Origin of the sequence: Candidatus Pristimantibacillus lignocellulolyticus, assembly GCA_023639215.1 — a bacterium.
Classification (GTDB): Bacteria; Bacillota; Bacilli; order Paenibacillales; family Paenibacillaceae; genus Pristimantibacillus; species Pristimantibacillus lignocellulolyticus.
Map to the genome: position 1 here is coordinate 2,592,245 of CP097899.1, position 17,896 is coordinate 2,610,140.

Here is a 17,896-nt window from a genome sequence, read left to right on the forward strand (position 1 = left end):
GGAATATGCATGTTAGAATAGTAACGACAGTTACTGTCGTTACTATTCTATAAGGGGTCGGATCAGACGGATGATCATATTTATATTGGCAATCATGTTTATCACTGGAATCGTTCTCATATTGACCAGTATGAAATCGACGTCTACCTGGCTAGCGGGCAGCTTTATTGGCAGCATGCTACTTATTGTTGGGTTTATGTTTTACTTTGCTAAGACCGGTGGACTTCCCTATCGAATGGAAATTATATTTTTTCTTCATTCGGATATTCACCGGTTTTTTCAATACTCAATGATTACAATTGATCAGATGAGTCGTTTACTTAGTATAGGCAGAGCCATATTTCTGTTCTTTTCCGCCGGATTTGTCATTAATGTTAATGATCGCATCGGACAGAAGTATAAAAGACTACTATATGCAGCAGTGTTCTTATTTTCGTTATCAAACTATTTAATCTATGAGCCAGTCATTTATACTTCATTAATGGAGCATGCGACTGATGAGTTTCATTCCTCGATGGCTGTCATCGTGCGTGGATTGAACATTTTCTTTGTACTAGCAACGCTTTACGTTCTTATTCGACAATTGAAACGGATGAAGACGCCTTGGCTTAGAAATAATTTTATGATTGTGCTTATTACGGTTATTAATTTAGAACTTATTTTTTTACTGTTTGGCGTTTTTTCACCTTTACAAGTAAGCTATGCGCTTGCGAGTAATAATTTCTTTATTGGAACACTTTACTATGGACAAACGTTGTCACTTGTACAATGGTATATCATAATTGCTTGCAGTTTTTTGATGACTATCATCGGTACGATGTCTTTGTGGAAATATAACAAGCTGATTGTTCAGATCGGAAAACCTGAAATGTTACTAGAGAAAAAAATTAGCGAGAATAGTATGGGTGTACGCATATTTACTCATGGCATTAAAAATCAGCTTTTAGCTCAGCGCGTCCTTATAAGAAATATGAAGAAAAAGATACTTGAACCTGGAGAGGGAAAATCGTCGCTGGATACAATGAAGGAACAATTGGAGCAACTTTCGCAAAGCAATGATGAGATTTTGCAGCGGATGGATGAGCTATACAGCGCGTTTAAAACGAATCGAATGCAGCTTAAGCCTACAAAACTTAGCATTATTTACGAGGATGTGATGAATAAGCTGGACGATGAGCAGCTTATTCTGCTTACGACAAATGCATTCGAGGATCAGCTTTTATTGGCTGACCGTCCATACATCGTGCAAACAATCTGCAATTTGCTGTTTAATGCTTTTGATGCAGTTGCAGATAACAAGGCGAACGGTCGAGAAGGGGTAGTAGGTCTAGACTGCTATCAGGCGGGAAATCGCATCGTGTTGCAAATTACTGATAACGGTACTGGCATTGAAAAAGGGCAACGGCAGCGAATTTTTGACCCATTCTATACGAGGAAAAACTCCAAAAGCAATTGGGGGATAGGGCTCTCCTACGTACAGCAAACGGTAAAGGCTCATTTTGGATACATTCGCTTTGAAAGTAAATTAGGGGAGGGTACGACATTCTATGTTTACTTACCCATCTACAAACCAAGGCCATAAGATTGATGAGAAACAAGCTTTAATAAAAGTAATTATTGCTGAAGATAACGATATTTTACGGTTGGATTTCTCTGAAATGATTGAAGATTGCTCATCTATGATACTGCTAGGCTCCGCTTCCACTGGTGCTGAGGCGGTTGAGCTTGCACAGCAATGCGATGCGAACATTATACTGATGGACATAGAGATGGAATCGCATCAGGATGGAATAGAAGCGGCCAGCAAATTGTCAACGCTCAGGCCCGATCTGGGCGTCATATTTCTTACTGTACATGAAGATGATGAAACAATCTATCAAGCTTATACGCTTAATAATGCTAGAGATTACTTAGTGAAGTCTGCTGAGCATGAAGAGATTTTGCGTAGCATCGAGGATGCATTCGATGAACAGATATATGGTTCTTCCTCGATGGCCTCAAAGTTGCAAAGTGAATTTTCTCGTCTTAAGCAAACCGAGAGTAGCCTACTATTCTTTATGAGTATATTGTCGCAGCTTACTCAAGCAGAAAAAGAAATTATTAAGCTGCTGCTGGAAAATTACAAAGTAGATGGGATTGCAAAAATAAGGATGGTCGAGCCAGTGACGATTAAATCGCAAATCAACACGTTGCTCAAAAAATTTAATATGCGGCGTACGAGAGAAATTACTAGTTTAATCCGCAAGCTTAATATTTCTTTTTTATTCGAAATTGTCTAATGATTCAGTCATAGGAAGTACGCACAAACTATTTCTTCGAGGTGAGAAAACTTGAGTGAAAAACGCAGACCCAATATTTTATTTATTATGTCTGATGACCATGCATCCCACGCGATGAGTTGCTACGGTAGCCGCATTAACCAAACGCCACAGCTTGACAGGATAGCCAATGAAGGTATCCTATTTGACAATTGCTTTTGTACGAACTCAATCTGTTCACCTAGTCGCGCAGCTATTTTAACAGGTAAATATAATCATTTAAATGGTGTGAAATCGATTGAAGATGAACTGGACGGAAGTCAAATGACTTTCCCTAAGTTGCTTCAGGCTGACGGCTATCAGACAGCGATGATCGGAAAATGGCATCTTGGTCATGGTGGCGATGCTGATCCGACTGGTTTCGATTATTGGAACGTAGTGCCAGGTCAAGGCGAATATCATGATCCTCATTTTTATGAAATGGGTGAGTTAAAGCAATTTAAGGGCTATGCTACGGAATTAATTACTGAGTTCTCTATCGATTGGATGAACAATCGTGACAAGGAACGACCATTCTTGCTTATGTGTCATCATAAAGCGCCTCATCGTCCTTGGCAGCCAGCTGAGAAGTATGCAAATTTGTATGAGGATATCGATATTCCAGAGCCGGAAACGTTTTATGACGATTATGCGACTCGCTCTGAAGCGGTCAAAGAAGCAAAAATGCGTGTAGATACGCATATGAATGATCAGGTTGATTTGAAGGGGTTACCGCCTGCAGGGCTCACTGCACTTGAAGAGAAGAAATGGAGATACCAGCGATATATTAAAGATTATTTGAGATGTGTGGCATCAATAGATGAAAGCATTGGTAACTTGCTTGATTATTTGGAGCAAGAGGGAATAGCTGAAGATACGATCATAGTGTATACATCTGATCAAGGATTTTTCTTAGGCGATCATGGTTGGTATGATAAGCGTTTCATGTACGAGGAGTCATTGCGAATGCCGTTTATCGTTCGTTATCCACGTGCGATCAAGGGTGGATCACGTACAGATGCGATGGCACTTAACGTCGACTTTCCTGCTACCTTTTTAGATTATGCTGGTGTACCTATCCCTGAGGAAATGCAAGGCTACAGCCTACGTTCCATTTGGGAAGGAGAAACACCAACCAATTGGCGTACATCGATGTATTATCGTTATTGGATGCATTTGGATGAGCACCATAATGTCTATTCTCATTACGGTGTCCGTACAGAACGTTATAAGCTAATCTATTATTATGGAGAAGCTCTAGGCACTGCGGGTTCTGTCGAAGAAAACCGTCCACCTGAGTGGGAGCTGTTCGATCTAGAGAAAGACCCGTATGAGCTCAGCAACGTCTATAAAGACGAGCATTATGCGGAAATTGCCAGCGAGCTGAAGCAGGAGCTTCGCCGATTGCAGCAGGAAGTGCTGGATGTGCCGGTCGAGGAAATAGAGTAGCAATCAATTATTGTTACAAGAGGCAAGTCAACCAGCTTCTGGTTGGCTCAGATTGTCGAAAAAAGGCATTTGGAATGTAATATTCCAAATGCCTTTTCCTGTTTATGATGTGTTTTACTTTATGTGCTATTACGATCTCTAACTGTATTGCTCACTAATAGTGGGGAAAGATTAATAACAAGATGTAACGGTGCTCAGAACCTTCCTTTGACTGGAAGGGTTTTTCAGTTATGAGTGGAATGTTTATGTAGAGTGAAAAATGGAGGGACTGTATGGATAACGAATTACAGGTACTTATGAATAACTATCACTGCGTAGATAACACCTTTATACATAAATTGAGCGAAGAATCATTATTTGATTTTCCATTATTTTGGGATTATTACAATAGTGTGAGGAAAGTAATTAAAGGAACTCTTGATAAACCTTTAGATAGAGAAATTTCTAGAGCAATTAGCTACACGCATTCAAAAATCTTAGAACATATCATATGGGAATATTCCGATAATGATCTAGGTCAAATTAAGAACTTTCCTTTTGATAAACAGCATTTAATAATTGAGCGTCTTAGTTTCTTAGTGGATGGATATTTTCAAGGGTATCTAATTGATGAAAGCAACTTTGATGAAGAATTACAAAATCCACTTTTCAATGAAAAAGTTGAATTAGAGCCATCCATAATTCACTTAGGCTTTTTTAAGGAGGGGCTTGATATCCATGCTGTAGGATTCAAAAATAAAGATAGAACTTATGATATATTCTTAGATGAAGAAGATGACAAATTTCTTGTTGATTCAAAGTTAAGCCGTAGAGAAGTACAGGGCACGTTCATTTTTTCTGTATCTGATTCCAGTTCAGCTTATCGAGTATTTCATGAATGGGTCATGAAAAGTTACTCTCCGTATAGTTCAAATAAATTACGTAAAGGAAACTAATATGGCAAATCCATGCTGTGAATCGAGTATTATGGTTGTAAGGTCGAAGCGACTTTATTTCCTGCAAAATTATTAACGTTTCTTATAGAATTATAAAAGAGTGGTTTTTGTGGTAGACTTCACTTTAAGGGCATTCCTTCCTTAGTTGGTGATGTGCTAATTAAACACCATTCATAATTTCAAGGAGGTTTCATTATGATAGATGAAGAACAACGTGAAGGACTATTCAAAAAATTGAAAGCACGGTTTGAAAAAAACATGAACCGTCATGAAGGTTTTGAATGGGCTAAAATACAAGCAAAGTTGGAAGCTAATACTGAAAAACTGTGGTCACTTCATGAAATGGAAAGAACCGGAGGTGAACCGGATCTTGTTGCTCATAATGAAGAGACGGGGGAATATATTTTTTATGACTGCTCAGCGGAAAGCCCTAAAGGACGGAGAAGTGTTTGTTACGACGGTGAAGCCCTGAATTCAAGAAAAGAACATAAACCGGCAAATAGCGCTATTGATATGGTTACTGACATGGGCATTGAAATTTTAACGGAAGAACAGTATCGAGAGCTGCAGAAGCTTGGAAATTTCGATATGAAAACATCAAGTTGGGTGAAAACACCCACCGAGATTAGAACACTCGGTGGTGCTATCTTTTGTGATTTTCGCTATGGCAATGTCTTTGTGTATCATAACGGTGCAGAATCTTACTATGCGGCTAGGGGCTTCCGTGGCTCGCTAAAAGTCTAGATTATGACCACTTTAAGTAAAAATGAGAAGAAGCTCTCTTAGTAAATGAGAGATATTCAATCTTTATCAGCACAGCTTGGATCTAATGGCAATTTGAAAGATTTGAAGATTGTTATTAAAATTGCTAAGCCAAGCGATGAGACGGTTAAAAAAGTAGAAGATACAATTACAGCAAATGGTTTGGCTATTGTTGCGGCTCCATTATCTTTCACGATTTCTGCGAACTATGGAAATGCTTCGATAGACATTAACAATTTCAACTCTTATGTAGAGCGTACAATTACGATTCCAGAAGGTATTGATCCAACCCAAATAACTACAGGAATTGTAATTGAGGCAGATGGAAGTATCCGTCATATACCGACGAATATCGAGAAAATTGATGGTCAGTATATTGCGCGTATTAATAGTTTGACGAACGTTGTGCAAACAGCATATGCATATGGTTTAATTAATGGTTTCCAAGATGGTACATTTGGACCAGAGAAAAGCATTACACGCGAGCAAGCTATGGTTATTATTTCTAAAGCGATGTTGCTAACTGATTTGCCAGGAGTAGCACATGGTAGCAGTGCTGAAAGCATAGTAGGTGCGTATAAGGATGGTAATCAAGTCGCAAGCTGGGCTGTGGTCGGTGTAGCAGATGCGATAAGCGCGGGCATCGTTTCAGGCAAAGTGGATAATAGCTTAGCACCACAAGCAGCGATTACAAGAGCAGAAGTAGCAGTGATTATAGAACGTTTGCTACAAAACTCTGATCTTATTAACAAAGAGCCAGTGAAGTAGAGTTACAGGGAGTTAAATAGTATGTTTACCAATCGAGCACTCATCGCGAGTGCTCGGTTTTTTGTTTTTGCGTTTTAGACACTATTCGGGAAAAGAATTCTATTAAAAAAGATGGATGTAGCGAATGCTAGATCATAGTGACTTTACAGTTCTATGACTTCTATACTTTATATGGTAAAATGTTCAAAATTTTGATAAAATTAAATTTATGGAGGGGAATAAATTGAAAAATAAACTAATCTTATTCATTGTACTTTTGGGTATGTTATCATTGGTAGCCTGCTCAACGGACACTTTAAACACGTTAAGCACTTCAGGTAATTCAAGCACTCCAAAAATAACTAAAGAAGCATTTGGAAAATTAGTGACAGGGATGTCGTATGAAGAAGTGACGGAGATTATTGGATTCGAAGGTGAGTTAATCACTGAGTCTGGCTCTCCAGGAGGCACAGGACTTGATATTCATACGGTAATGTACATGTACGAAGGTAAAGGTAGTCTTGGAGCAAATGCAAATCTAATGTTTCAAGATAATAAATTACTAACGAAAGCACAAGTAGGTTTGAAATAGAAAGATAAAAGTCATGTATACTCAGAACTTTATATTATCAAATAAAACGGGCTCTTTCGAGAGCCCGTTTTATTTTTGCATCATAGATATATCTTTTTTTGATTGTTTTGTTGGTAAGAAAACCAAACACATTGCTTAAGCTGGATCTTCCGCAAGAATATGTTTACCTGCAACGACAAGCGTAACTATTGAACCAACAAGTAATAAACTTAAAATGATAATGTATGCCATTTCTGTATTCACTTCTTTCATTATGTTTTCTTTTGTCATCTAGCATAGCAATCACCCTAGATAGTATTAATTTAATCATAGCAAAATAGATAATACATTGAAATAAGCGCTAGCGCTATATAATAGGAGATATTTGAAGGTTTTATGACTTTAGTTTGACAATTTAGTTGCTTACACGCAAAAATAATAATTTTTGCTAATATTTAATGTAATGGCTAGCTTGTAATACAGAGATCTTACATCATCGAAAAATAGAGGCCAGCCAAGCTCTAGTCAAACCATACATATAATCGTAGAATAGATACTGTTCATGAAATCGTTATAATGGGAACATCACGACAGATCATAAGGGGTACTAGATGATACGTAACTTTAGGAACAGTATAAAAATGAAAATCATGGTTTCATTTCTTGTTGTATTAATTCTACCTACAGCGAGTATCAGCATAAGTTCGAACTTAATTTCCAAAGCTCTATTAAAGGATCGTGTAAGTGAATCTTTCCAGGATAACCTTTCATACCTTGGACAATCACTGGAGTTCGATATGCGGGAATGGGAGCGCATTATCGATTCGTTGCATGTGAACCATACGATTGAATCAATATTTAAACCCGATTATCAAAGTGATGTGGATTACTATTTCGATGTCAAAAATGCTGAGTTAGTGTTTGATGATTGGGCTTATGCCTCTAACATGTTTAAATATATTTCATCACTTGTTCTAATAGGAAGCAATGGAAAAATTATTCGATATGGTGAAGATGTAGGGCATCTGGATGTGGATAAACTCATCCATAAGAATTGGATGTCGCAATTGGAAAGCTCGAATGGAGAACTGGTGTGGTTAGGAATCCACGAAAACTACGCAGAATTTCATTACCGCAATCCCTACGTCATTTCACTTGCGAAACGTTTAAATTATGGGGAAAATAACGTGGTCGTGTATATGAGTTTTAAATCACAGTTCTTTTTTGATAAGTTAAATACTAAGCAAGATTCCAATAACAATTTGTTCTTGTTAGATAATCAAAATAGAATTGTTTACAATAACGAATTAGATAATATCAACCAGCCGTATGAAAATACTCTGAATATTCAAGGTAAGGATTATTCTGTACAGAGAGACAAAAGTGGTCAGGAGGATCTGGTAGCCCAGTTTTCTCTCTACAATACAGGTTGGAGCATTGTTGAGACAATACCTTTAGCAGTATTAACTGAAGGCTCATCGTTAATCTTTAAGGTGACGATCATTGTATTTCTAATATCATTCTTCATTTCAGGAATTATTTGGTTTATTATTGCTTCAAAAATTGTTAATCCGATTCAACAGCTTGCGAAAGTAATGAGAAAAGTTCAAGGGAACGAGGGATCCGTAATTACGTTGACGGATCGAAGAGATGAAATTGGCCAGTTAACCCAAAACTTCAACTATATGATGAGGCGTATCGATCGCATGCATCAAGAGCATTTGCATGAGCAAGCAGAGAAAAACGATGCTGAGTATCGCGCTCTGCAAGCGCAAATTAATCCTCACTTTTTATATAATACATTGAATTCTATTCGCTGGATGGCAATGATTCAGCAGGCGGACAACATTCGAGAAACGGTTGAAGTATTAGGTCGTTTGCTGAGGAATACAATTAAGATGAAAGAAACGATTATACCAATTCATAAAGAACTCGAGTTATTAAGAGATTATATCTATATTCAGAAAATTAGATATAATAATAAATTTGAAGTTATATTCGAAATGGAAGAGTCGATGAAAGATTATCGCTGCTTGAAATTTATATTACAGCCTATTGCTGAGAATGCTATTTTTCATGGGATTGAGCCAAAAGAAGGAAGAGGTACGATCACTATCCATGCATTTCGGGACAAAGATCGGGTCATATTTGAAGTTCATGATAATGGCGTTGGAATTCCGCAGAATATACTGGACAAGCTGTTGTCTGATCATGAAGACAACGACGGTATAGGAGTGCGAAATGTTCATGAGCGAATACAACGAACTTTTGGGTTGAACTACGGTCTGGAGCTTGAAAGTGCTATTGGAGATTATACGATAGTTCGAATCATGCAACCTGTAATTGTTATGCAACAGGAGGAGTAACGTTTTGAATAAAATAATTATTGTTGATGATGAAATGTTGGCTCGGATCGGAATCAAATCATTAATATCTGGGAATGAAAAAGAGTATGTTGTTGTCGGAGAAGCGGAAAATGGAAAAAAAGCTTTGGAAATGATTGAGGAGCTACATCCGGATATAGTAATTACCGACATGAAGATGCCTGTAATGAATGGCATTGATTTGATCAAGCAGGCAAAAGAATTACTGAATCCACCCGATTTTATCGTGCTTAGTTCTTATGATGATTTCGATTATGTGAAACAAGCCTTAGTATTGGGCGCTAAAGATTATTTTCTGAAATTGGAGCTGACACCCGAGCAACTCATATCAACGCTGGATCGGGTAAGTAAAATACGAAGCGAGATAGGTAAAGAAGAGCCGAGTACGAAACAATCTTATGTTGAGCATTTCTCTTCGAAAGATATTGAAATTGTTAAGGGCATGTTTCTAAAAGAAATTATACAAGGAAGTTATTACAAAGAAAATGAAATAGAACAAAAGCTACAAGATCTGGGGGTTACACTCCCGCAGGGTAGAATCCAAGTAGGTGTGATTCTATTGAATGGCACAGAGATTCACAAAAAATATAAAGATAAAGATATAGATTTATTCCAATTTTCAGTACAGAATATTATCTCAGAAATTGTGTCTGACTACAGGTATGCTCATACTGTGTTTACACGGTCTAATGAAATAACAGTAATTTATGGGCAAATGAAAGATGTTGAGATGTCACAAACAATAGAAGACTTGATGTCAACTATGTTGAAAGCGTTGAAAACTTATCTTAACATCACTGGTTTAATCGGAATTTCTGGCATTCATGTAGAATACAACTCGATAAAGATAGGCTATAAAGAAGCTTTGACTAATGCGAGTCAACATCAAATGTCGAATGGACTTGTTGAATCAGTCAATAACTCGGATAGTTTGTTCTTGAATATTAATGACTATATTAAGCAGTTCGATATGATTATAGAAATTTCCGACATCGTTAGAATGGAACAATGCTTAGGAAGTATTATAAAAATTATTAAGGAAAGACACAGTGTCGATAAGCATGTGCTCAAAAGCCTTTGTTCAGCGCTATTATTTTCCTTAAGTTCTTATGTTGCTGAACAGCATCCGACGTTCAAGCTAGAAGAAGAATGGGAGTCTGATCCTTATCATTCATTAGATCATTTATATACAGACTACGATTATATCGTCTGGATTCAACGTTTGATGAAAACAACGGATTTATTGTTTAATGCATTAGGCGAGTCTCGAAAAATAATACACGAGGCGAAAAAATTTATTCAATCGCACTATGCTAAAAATATTTCATTGGAAGCAATCGCAGAGGAACTCAATATTTCTCCGAATTATTTAAGCCATTTATTTCGCAAGGAGACCAAAGAAAGTGTTGTGGAATATATAACACGTTATCGTATTGATCAGGCCAAAAAAATATTGCGTACAACCCACTATAAAGTATATGAAGTTGGACAAATGGTTGGATATGAGAGTGAACAATATTTTAGCCGAGTGTTCAAGAAAGTGGTTGGGATACCACCAGCTAAATATAAAATGTAATTTGGTGATACTATAATCCACGTTGTCTAGTGACAATGTGGATTTTTTATAACTTTTCATAGAAAAGGATAAGAAAAACAATGATGATATTCTAGTTGTTTATATAATGAATTGGATAAGATAAATTTACTGAGTTTCGTGCATTAACATGAAGGAATGAATTTTTTATACTTTCTTAGTAAGCAAGATATTTTAAGTGATGGGGGAATATTGAGCAATGAAAAAACAAAGAAAAATAGTTACTTTGTTACTTGCGTTTGTGATGTTAACTGGATTACTTGCTGCATGCGGTTCAAACAGTTCTAATCAAAATGCGTCATCAGGACAAACATCGAATACAAAGGAGGATTCTGGCGATGCTAAAACTGTAAAAATCTATGTAGATGGTAATCGTGCGAAAGACAGTAACTTTTTGAATGTAGTTGAAGCATTTAAAAAAGATACTGGCATCAATGTAGAATTTAATGTTATTCCTGGGGATGGGGTAGCGATCTTTAAGAAAATCGATATCGATCTAGGAGCAAGAGACGGATCTACAGATATTATTCTTTTCAGTACTCCTATTCAGTTGGATAAATACGTGACAAGCGACTCTTTTCTACCACTTAATGATCTGATCAAAGAAGACAATTACGATGCAGAAGGTATTTATGGGGACTATCTGCAAGAAACTGATGGCAACATTTATAGCCTTCCTGCAGGCGCTGGTAAATGGGCTGTTTACTACAATAAAAAAATATTCGATGATGCAAATGTTCCATATCCTTCTGGATCTTGGACATGGGACGAATATGTTGAAACAGCAAAAAAATTAACAGACAGCAACAAAAAAATCTATGGATCTTACATGCTTGACTATGACGCATATATGTACTTTACTGCACGTCAAAAAGATGTATCAGGGTATAAAGCAGATGGCACATCAAACTTTGATGATCCAGCATTTAGTGAAGCTCTTCAATTCTTTGGAGATCTTGGAAATGTAGACAAAGTTCAACCAAGTTGGATGGAATTCAAAACTAAAAAATTGGCATGGGATGGCTTTATGTCAGGTCAATATGGTATGCACGTAATTGGAACTTGGTATACCAATATGTTCCTTGATAAAGAAAATTATCCACGTAATTGGGAATTCGGCATAACTGAGATTCCAACACCTGCTGATGCAGAAGCGAAAAATAATCTAGCAGTTATTAATGGTTTGGCAATTAATGCTTATTCGAAACAACCAAAAGAAGCATTCGAGTTTGTTAAATATTTCGCTGAAAACAACTACAAATATACAGGTGACCTACCTGCACGTGTTGATCTAACAGATGAGGACATTAATGAGATGTTCCAAAAAATTGCAGATCGTACTGACGGAGAAGTAACTGTAGAAGATCTGAACAAAGCGATTTATCAAAATGATCAAGGATTTGCAGAAGAAAAAATTGTTGGTGCAGCTGCTACTGAGTACAGCAACATTATTTTACAAGAAAGCGAACTGTATCTTATTGGACAGAAGTCGCTGGAAGATACAGTGAAAACGATTAAAGAACGTGTGGACGCAGCAATTCAGGCAGAGCAGTCCAATCAATAGTCAAACAGAACATGTTGTTAGGTTGGGCTGCCTTGGGCAGCCCAATATTATTTAGTGGGGTGAAATAAAATGACATCCATCAGAGAAATGATGAAATCGGGTGAGGCAAAGGCAGGCCTATTGTTTATCCTGCCGTTTTTATTAGGTTTTATAATTTTCAACTTGTTCCCGCTTATTTATGCCTTTTATATAAGCATGGTTGATTACAATACGTTGAAACCAAGTTATAACTTTATCGGTTTTGACAATTTTGTTCGTATTTTTAATGATAATATCGCGATTAAGGCCTATTGGAACAGTTTTCTATACACATTAGTATATGTGCCAGTCTTAATTGTTCTATCATTCTTCTTGGCGATGCTATTAAATCGCAAATTTTTCCTTCGTCCTGTCAGTCGGACAATGATTTTAATTCCTTACGTTGCGAATGTCGTTGCTATTGCAATGGTGTTCTCAGTGATTCTCGATCCTTATGATGGTCCTGTTAATGCGTTCCTTCAAATGATAGGAATCGAAACCCCACCTATGTGGCTAGCCGGAATAGGTACGGCATTACCAACGATTGCATTAATCAATGTATGGCAAAGTTTATCTTTTCAAACCATTGTTTATCTGGCAGCTTTGCAAGGAGTTCCGAATGAATTATATGAGGCAGCAGATCTAGATGGAGCAGGCAAGTGGAGAAAAATGCTAAATGTAACTCTTCCGATTGTATCTCCTACAACCTTTTTCCTTGTCATTACCAGTATTATTGGTTCCTTCCAAAACTATGCATCGGTGCGTGCATTAACAAACGGAGGACCAGGTGTTGCGTCTCGAGTCATTTCACTCAATATATATGAAGAAGCATTTACCTATAATAGATACAGCTATGCAGCAGCACAGGCTATCCTGTTATTTGCTGTCATCTTAGTGATTACAATCATCCAGTGGAAGGGGCAAAAAAGATGGGTTCACAATTAGTTAAAAAGAAATCGGAAACCGAACTTAAACCCTCCACGATTATCAGTTCGATCGTAATCTTCGTGCTGGGTTTAATGATGATTGTCCCATTCCTATTTATGATATCAGCAGCTTTGAAACCAAACGCACTTATTTTTGCTGAACCCTTAAATTTTATTCCACATGAAATTTATTGGGAAAATTTTAAAACGATTTTTCATCATGAATATTTCTTCAAATGGTATGGAAACTCAATCTATATCGTAGTCTTAACTATTATTTTCAGATTCGTAGTCGTAACGATGGCTGCTTATGCATTTGCCAGATTGAATTTTCCTTTCAAAGAGGCAATTTTCTTCCTGTTCATATCTACAATGATGATTCCCGCAGATACGACGGTTATCGCGAGATATATGTTATATAAATCATTGCATATATACAATACAGAATGGGCGTTGATCATTCCTGCCACTTTTGATGTGTTTTTCATTTTCTTGTTAAGACAGTTTTTTGCAGGCTTACCTAAGGAAATTTCTGAGGCAGCTGTTGTAGATGGATGTTCCCAATTTAAAGTTTATTACCGTATCATATTGCCGCTTGCCGTACCGGCACTGGTTACTATGTTGTTGTTCACCTTTATTTGGTCTTGGAATGATTTTGTAAATCCATTTATTTTCATTTCAAGTATAGAAAAGCAAGTTGTAACCGTAGGATTGGAATATTTCCAAGAGCAAGCAGGGACCAACTACGGACTACAGATGGCTGGTGCATGTATTATCGTTATTATTCCTATTATATTATTCGCATTCTCCCAAAGATATTTTGTTGAAGGAATTGCAAGCTCAGGTGTTAAAGGTTAATTCCTATTTCATATAAAAGGAGATGAGAAAAAATGTTGATTTGTATTAAAAACTCGTTGCAACCTCAGTTCTTGGAAGGGCTACACATTCTACAAGAAGAGCTTGGCTACACTTTATCAAAAGATGGGTTATGTATTGAAGTCACGCAAAGACCGGGAAACCTAGTGGTTAGCTTAGAGAATAAGCAAGGGATCATTCAGTTTGAACAACCTGTCCATCTTTATCGTGCCATGGGACTTTTTCTTGAACATGCCAAGGTAGAAGATGCTTTTTATATAGAAGAAACACCTCACTTCCAGACTAGCGGTACTATGGTTGATAACTCCCGAAATGCAGTTATGTCGGTTGATAGCGTTAAGAGGCTTATTCGCATTATGGCAACGATGGGTTTAAATCAACTGATGTTGTATACCGAGGACACGTATGAAATCTCATCGCGGCCGTACTTTGGCTACTTGCGAGGGAGATATAGCTTTGAAGAATTAAAAGAATGCGATGATTACGCTGCAATATTTGGAATTGAGATGGTTGCTTGCATACAGACGCTTGGACATTTGCGTCAGGCACTACAATGGCAACATACAGATGATTATAAAGATACAGATGATATTTTGCTTATCGGATCTGAAGAGACCTATCAATTCATTGATGAGATGATACAGGCTGCAACGGCGCCGCTTCGTAGTAAAAGAATTCATATCGGAATGGATGAAGCCCATACACTTGGTCTAGGGAACTATATCAAGAAAAATGGATATCGTCCTCGATTTGAATTGATGAATGAGCATTTACACCGGGTTCTTCAAATTACCGCTAAGTATCGTTTGCAACCGATGATATGGAGCGACATGTACTTCCGTCTTGGTTCTGAAGTGGGAGACTACTACGATACAACATCAGTCGTCCCAGAGCATGTTATTTCAGAAATGCCGAAAAATGTACAATATGTTTATTGGGATTATTATCATAGCGATCCTGAGTTTTATAGAGATTATGTAAGGAAACATCAACAATTTGGCTCATCACCAATCTTTGCAGGAGGGGCTTGGACTTGGAATGGAATTATTCCAAATCATGGAAAATCATTCCGAACAACAGATGCAGCTCTATCTGTTTGCAAGGAAGAAGGAGTATCCGAGGTTATCGCTACAATATGGGGAGACAATGGTAACGAAGGTAATGTATTTTCAGGATTGCCAACACTCCAGTTGTATGCGGAACATGCCTATTCGAAAGAGTTGGATGAGCAGAAGCTGAAGCGAAGATTTAATACATGTACGGGCGGAGAATGGGATCAATTCATTCAAGCTAAATACATCGATGAGCTTCCTGAAACAGAGGCGGATAATTTAATAGAGGCTAATCCATCAAGGTATTTATTATGGCAAGATCTGTTACTAGGTTTATTCGATAAGCACGTAGATGGACGCAATCTACCGAAACATTATGAGGCTATGGCAGATCAGATGAGGGCAAACGCCAACAATAATCCGAATTGGTCAATGTTATTCAATGTATATGAAAAATTATGTACCGTTCTATCGAGCAAATGCGATATAGGAATTCGTATTAAAAATAGCTATGATTTACAAGATCGGAACGAACTTTATCGCATCGCGAGTGAGGAATTGACTCAGCTGAGGGCTAATGTGAAAGAATTGCATGAAGCACACCGTGCACAATGGATGGCAACTTATAAAATATTCGGCTGGGAGATTATTGATCTTCGGTATGGAGGGCTACTTGCACGTATTGAATCAGCAAAGCAACGCCTTATCGCTTATTTATCTGGAGAAATTCCCAATTTAGAAGAATTAGATATAGCTAAACTTAGCTTTGACGGTGGACCAAGCTGGAATGATAATCAGCTAGGTTTCGTCAATTTATATCATCGTATGATCTCAACCAGTACTACCTTACTATAAATTAGATAATTAAACAGATTGAGTGTTGAGGTGAATATATTGACTATTTTTAGTTACGAGAATGATCAATTTTTATATAATGGGCAACCCACCCACATCATTTCAGGTGCTATTCATTATTTTCGAGTTGTGCCACAATATTGGGAAGATCGACTGAAGAAGTTGCTAGCCTGCGGCTTCAATACGGTGGAAACCTATATTCCATGGAATTTTCACGAGCCTAAGAAAGGACAATTCCAATTTAATGGGATGGCTGATGTCGTTCACTTTATTGAGATTGCTGGGAATTTGGGGCTTCATGTTATCGTACGACCGTCACCCTATATTTGTGCAGAATGGGAATTCGGAGGATTACCAGCCTGGCTACTAGCAGAACAGGGTCTACGTTTGAGATGTGCAGATCCCAACTATTTGAATCATGTAGATGAATACTATGAAGAACTTCTTCCAAAATTAAAGCCATTATTATGCACAAATGGTGGTCCAATAATTGCTATGCAGATCGAGAATGAGTATGGTAGCTACGGGAATGATAAGAAGTACTTGAATCATATCAAGCAGAAGATGCTAGAGCAGGGAATGAATGTACTACTATTCACTTCAGATGGAGCAGAGGATGCAATGCTACAAGGAGGAATGGTACCTGGTGCATTGGCTACGGCTAATTTCGGTTCACGTGCGGAGGAGTCTTTTCTCAAACTTGGTGAATATCAACCTAATGCTCCATACATGTGCATGGAGTATTGGAATGGATGGTTCGATCATTGGGGTAAGCCACATCACTGTCGAGATGCAGATGATGTAGCCAATGTATTAGAGGATATGTTAAAGCTTAACGGATCAGTTAACTTCTATATGTTCCATGGTGGGACGAATTTCGGGTTTTATAATGGAGCCAATTGTATGACAGATCGGTATGATTATCAACCAACCGTAACTAGTTATGATTATGATTCGCTTCTGAACGAATCTGGCGATCCTACTGAAAAGTATTGGAAAGTTCGCGAAGTATTAAGTAAGTTCGGATTTGCTAGTAATGAACTACCGGTTGCAATGCCTAAAAAAAGCTACGGAAAAATACAGATGACTGGACAAGCACTGTTGAGGGATCAATTACTTCAAGTTTCTTCACCGATCGATACGATCTATCCCGAAACGATGGAAAAGCTTGGTCAAGAATACGGCTACTGCCTATATTCGACACATATTAGTGGTCCACGCCCGAGTAAAGAGTTTGTAGTACAGGAAGTACACGATCGAGCACAAGTGTTTGTTAATGGTGAAGATATTGGCATTATTGAGAGATGGAAACCTGAGCAGACACTTTCCTTTGAAGTTCCAGCGGAAGGCGCCCTAATTGAAATATTAGTTGAGAATATGGGGCGTATCAACTACGGTCCTTATCTCGAAGATCGAAAAGGAATAACAGAGGGAGTTCGTCACGGCTTCCAGTTTTTATCGGAATGGACAAGCTATACTTTGCCACTCGATAATTTGTCTGAACTTACGTTTAAACCGATCGAATCAAAACTTACTAATGCTCCTTGCTTCTACCAAGGGAATTTATGCATTGAAGAAATAGCGGATACCTTTGTTCACCTAGAAGGCTGGCAAAAAGGAGTAATCTTCATCAATGGATTTAACCTTGGTCGTTATTGGAATATTGGTCCGCAGCAAACATTATATGTTCCTGCTCCATTATTGAAATTAGGAAATAATGAAATTATCATTTTTGAGCAGCACGGCACGGAAACAAACGAGATCAATTTTAAGGAACATGCAATCTTAGGTTAATCATGTTAAGCAGCTTCTTAGGTTAAGAGAACCTTAAGAGGCTGTTTTTTTGTTTCATAGGATTGAATACAT

The 17,896-nt window shown here is 37.6% G+C and carries 14 protein-coding genes; all 14 read left to right on the forward strand.

All coding sequences use genetic code 11. The annotated features are described in order from the left end of the window. Window positions 1-70 precede the first annotated feature (70 nt). The 14 genes from NAG76_10900 to NAG76_10965 all read left to right on the forward strand — a co-directional run bounded on the left by NAG76_10900 (window position 71) and on the right by NAG76_10965 (window position 17,824). Window positions 71-1,582 carry a HAMP domain-containing histidine kinase gene (locus NAG76_10900; protein ID URN96693.1) on the forward strand — a complete coding sequence of 504 codons (1,512 nt, stop codon included), beginning with the start codon at window positions 71-73 and terminating at the stop codon, window positions 1,580-1,582. Continuing rightward, complete coding sequence (locus tag NAG76_10905) at window positions 1,548-2,279, forward strand: response regulator transcription factor (protein ID URN96694.1); 732 nt, start codon at window positions 1,548-1,550, stop codon at window positions 2,277-2,279. Before NAG76_10900 ends, NAG76_10905 begins: the two co-directional genes overlap by 35 nt. Before the next feature lie 51 nt (window positions 2,280-2,330). After that, window positions 2,331-3,746: a sulfatase gene (locus tag NAG76_10910; protein URN96695.1), complete on the forward strand. Its 1,416-nt coding sequence runs from the start codon at window positions 2,331-2,333 to the stop codon at window positions 3,744-3,746. A gap of 272 nt (window positions 3,747-4,018) precedes the next feature. Beyond that, on the forward strand, window positions 4,019-4,681 hold the full coding sequence (locus NAG76_10915) for an immunity 41 family protein (protein URN96696.1): 663 nt from the start codon (window positions 4,019-4,021) through the stop codon (window positions 4,679-4,681). Between the two features lie 195 nt (window positions 4,682-4,876). Beyond that, entirely contained in the window at window positions 4,877-5,425 is a 549-nt protein-coding gene (locus NAG76_10920) for a DUF4256 domain-containing protein (GenBank protein ID URN96697.1), read from the forward strand. Window positions 5,426-5,470: 45 nt separating this feature from the next. After that, a complete protein-coding gene (locus NAG76_10925) occupies window positions 5,471-6,211 on the forward strand; it encodes an S-layer homology domain-containing protein (protein URN96698.1) in 741 nt (246 codons plus the stop codon). A gap of 223 nt (window positions 6,212-6,434) precedes the next feature. Beyond that, window positions 6,435-6,782: a DUF3862 domain-containing protein gene (locus NAG76_10930; protein URN96699.1), complete on the forward strand. Its 348-nt coding sequence runs from the start codon at window positions 6,435-6,437 to the stop codon at window positions 6,780-6,782. A gap of 620 nt (window positions 6,783-7,402) precedes the next feature. Continuing rightward, window positions 7,403-9,127, forward strand: coding sequence for a sensor histidine kinase (locus tag NAG76_10935; protein URN96700.1), 1,725 nt, complete (start codon window positions 7,403-7,405; stop codon window positions 9,125-9,127). A 4-nt stretch (window positions 9,128-9,131) separates the two neighbouring features. Beyond that, a complete protein-coding gene (locus NAG76_10940) occupies window positions 9,132-10,721 on the forward strand; it encodes a response regulator (GenBank protein URN96701.1) in 1,590 nt (529 codons plus the stop codon). A 217-nt stretch (window positions 10,722-10,938) separates the two neighbouring features. After that, the gene (locus tag NAG76_10945; protein URN96702.1) at window positions 10,939-12,303 is read left to right on the forward strand and encodes an extracellular solute-binding protein; all 1,365 of its coding nucleotides are present in this window, start codon (window positions 10,939-10,941) and stop codon (window positions 12,301-12,303) included. A 69-nt stretch (window positions 12,304-12,372) separates the two neighbouring features. Further along, window positions 12,373-13,266, forward strand: coding sequence for a sugar ABC transporter permease (locus tag NAG76_10950; GenBank protein URN96703.1), 894 nt, complete (start codon window positions 12,373-12,375; stop codon window positions 13,264-13,266). Beyond that, on the forward strand, window positions 13,251-14,105 hold the full coding sequence (locus NAG76_10955; protein URN96704.1) for a carbohydrate ABC transporter permease: 855 nt from the start codon (window positions 13,251-13,253) through the stop codon (window positions 14,103-14,105). The genes NAG76_10950 and NAG76_10955 overlap by 16 nt, the downstream gene beginning before the upstream one ends. Window positions 14,106-14,137: 32 nt before the next feature. Beyond that, window positions 14,138-16,030 carry a beta-N-acetylhexosaminidase gene (locus tag NAG76_10960; protein URN96705.1) on the forward strand — a complete coding sequence of 631 codons (1,893 nt, stop codon included), beginning with the start codon at window positions 14,138-14,140 and terminating at the stop codon, window positions 16,028-16,030. A gap of 39 nt (window positions 16,031-16,069) precedes the next feature. After that, complete coding sequence (locus NAG76_10965) at window positions 16,070-17,824, forward strand: beta-galactosidase (protein URN96706.1); 1,755 nt, start codon at window positions 16,070-16,072, stop codon at window positions 17,822-17,824. Window positions 17,825-17,896: the final 72 nt, after the last annotated feature.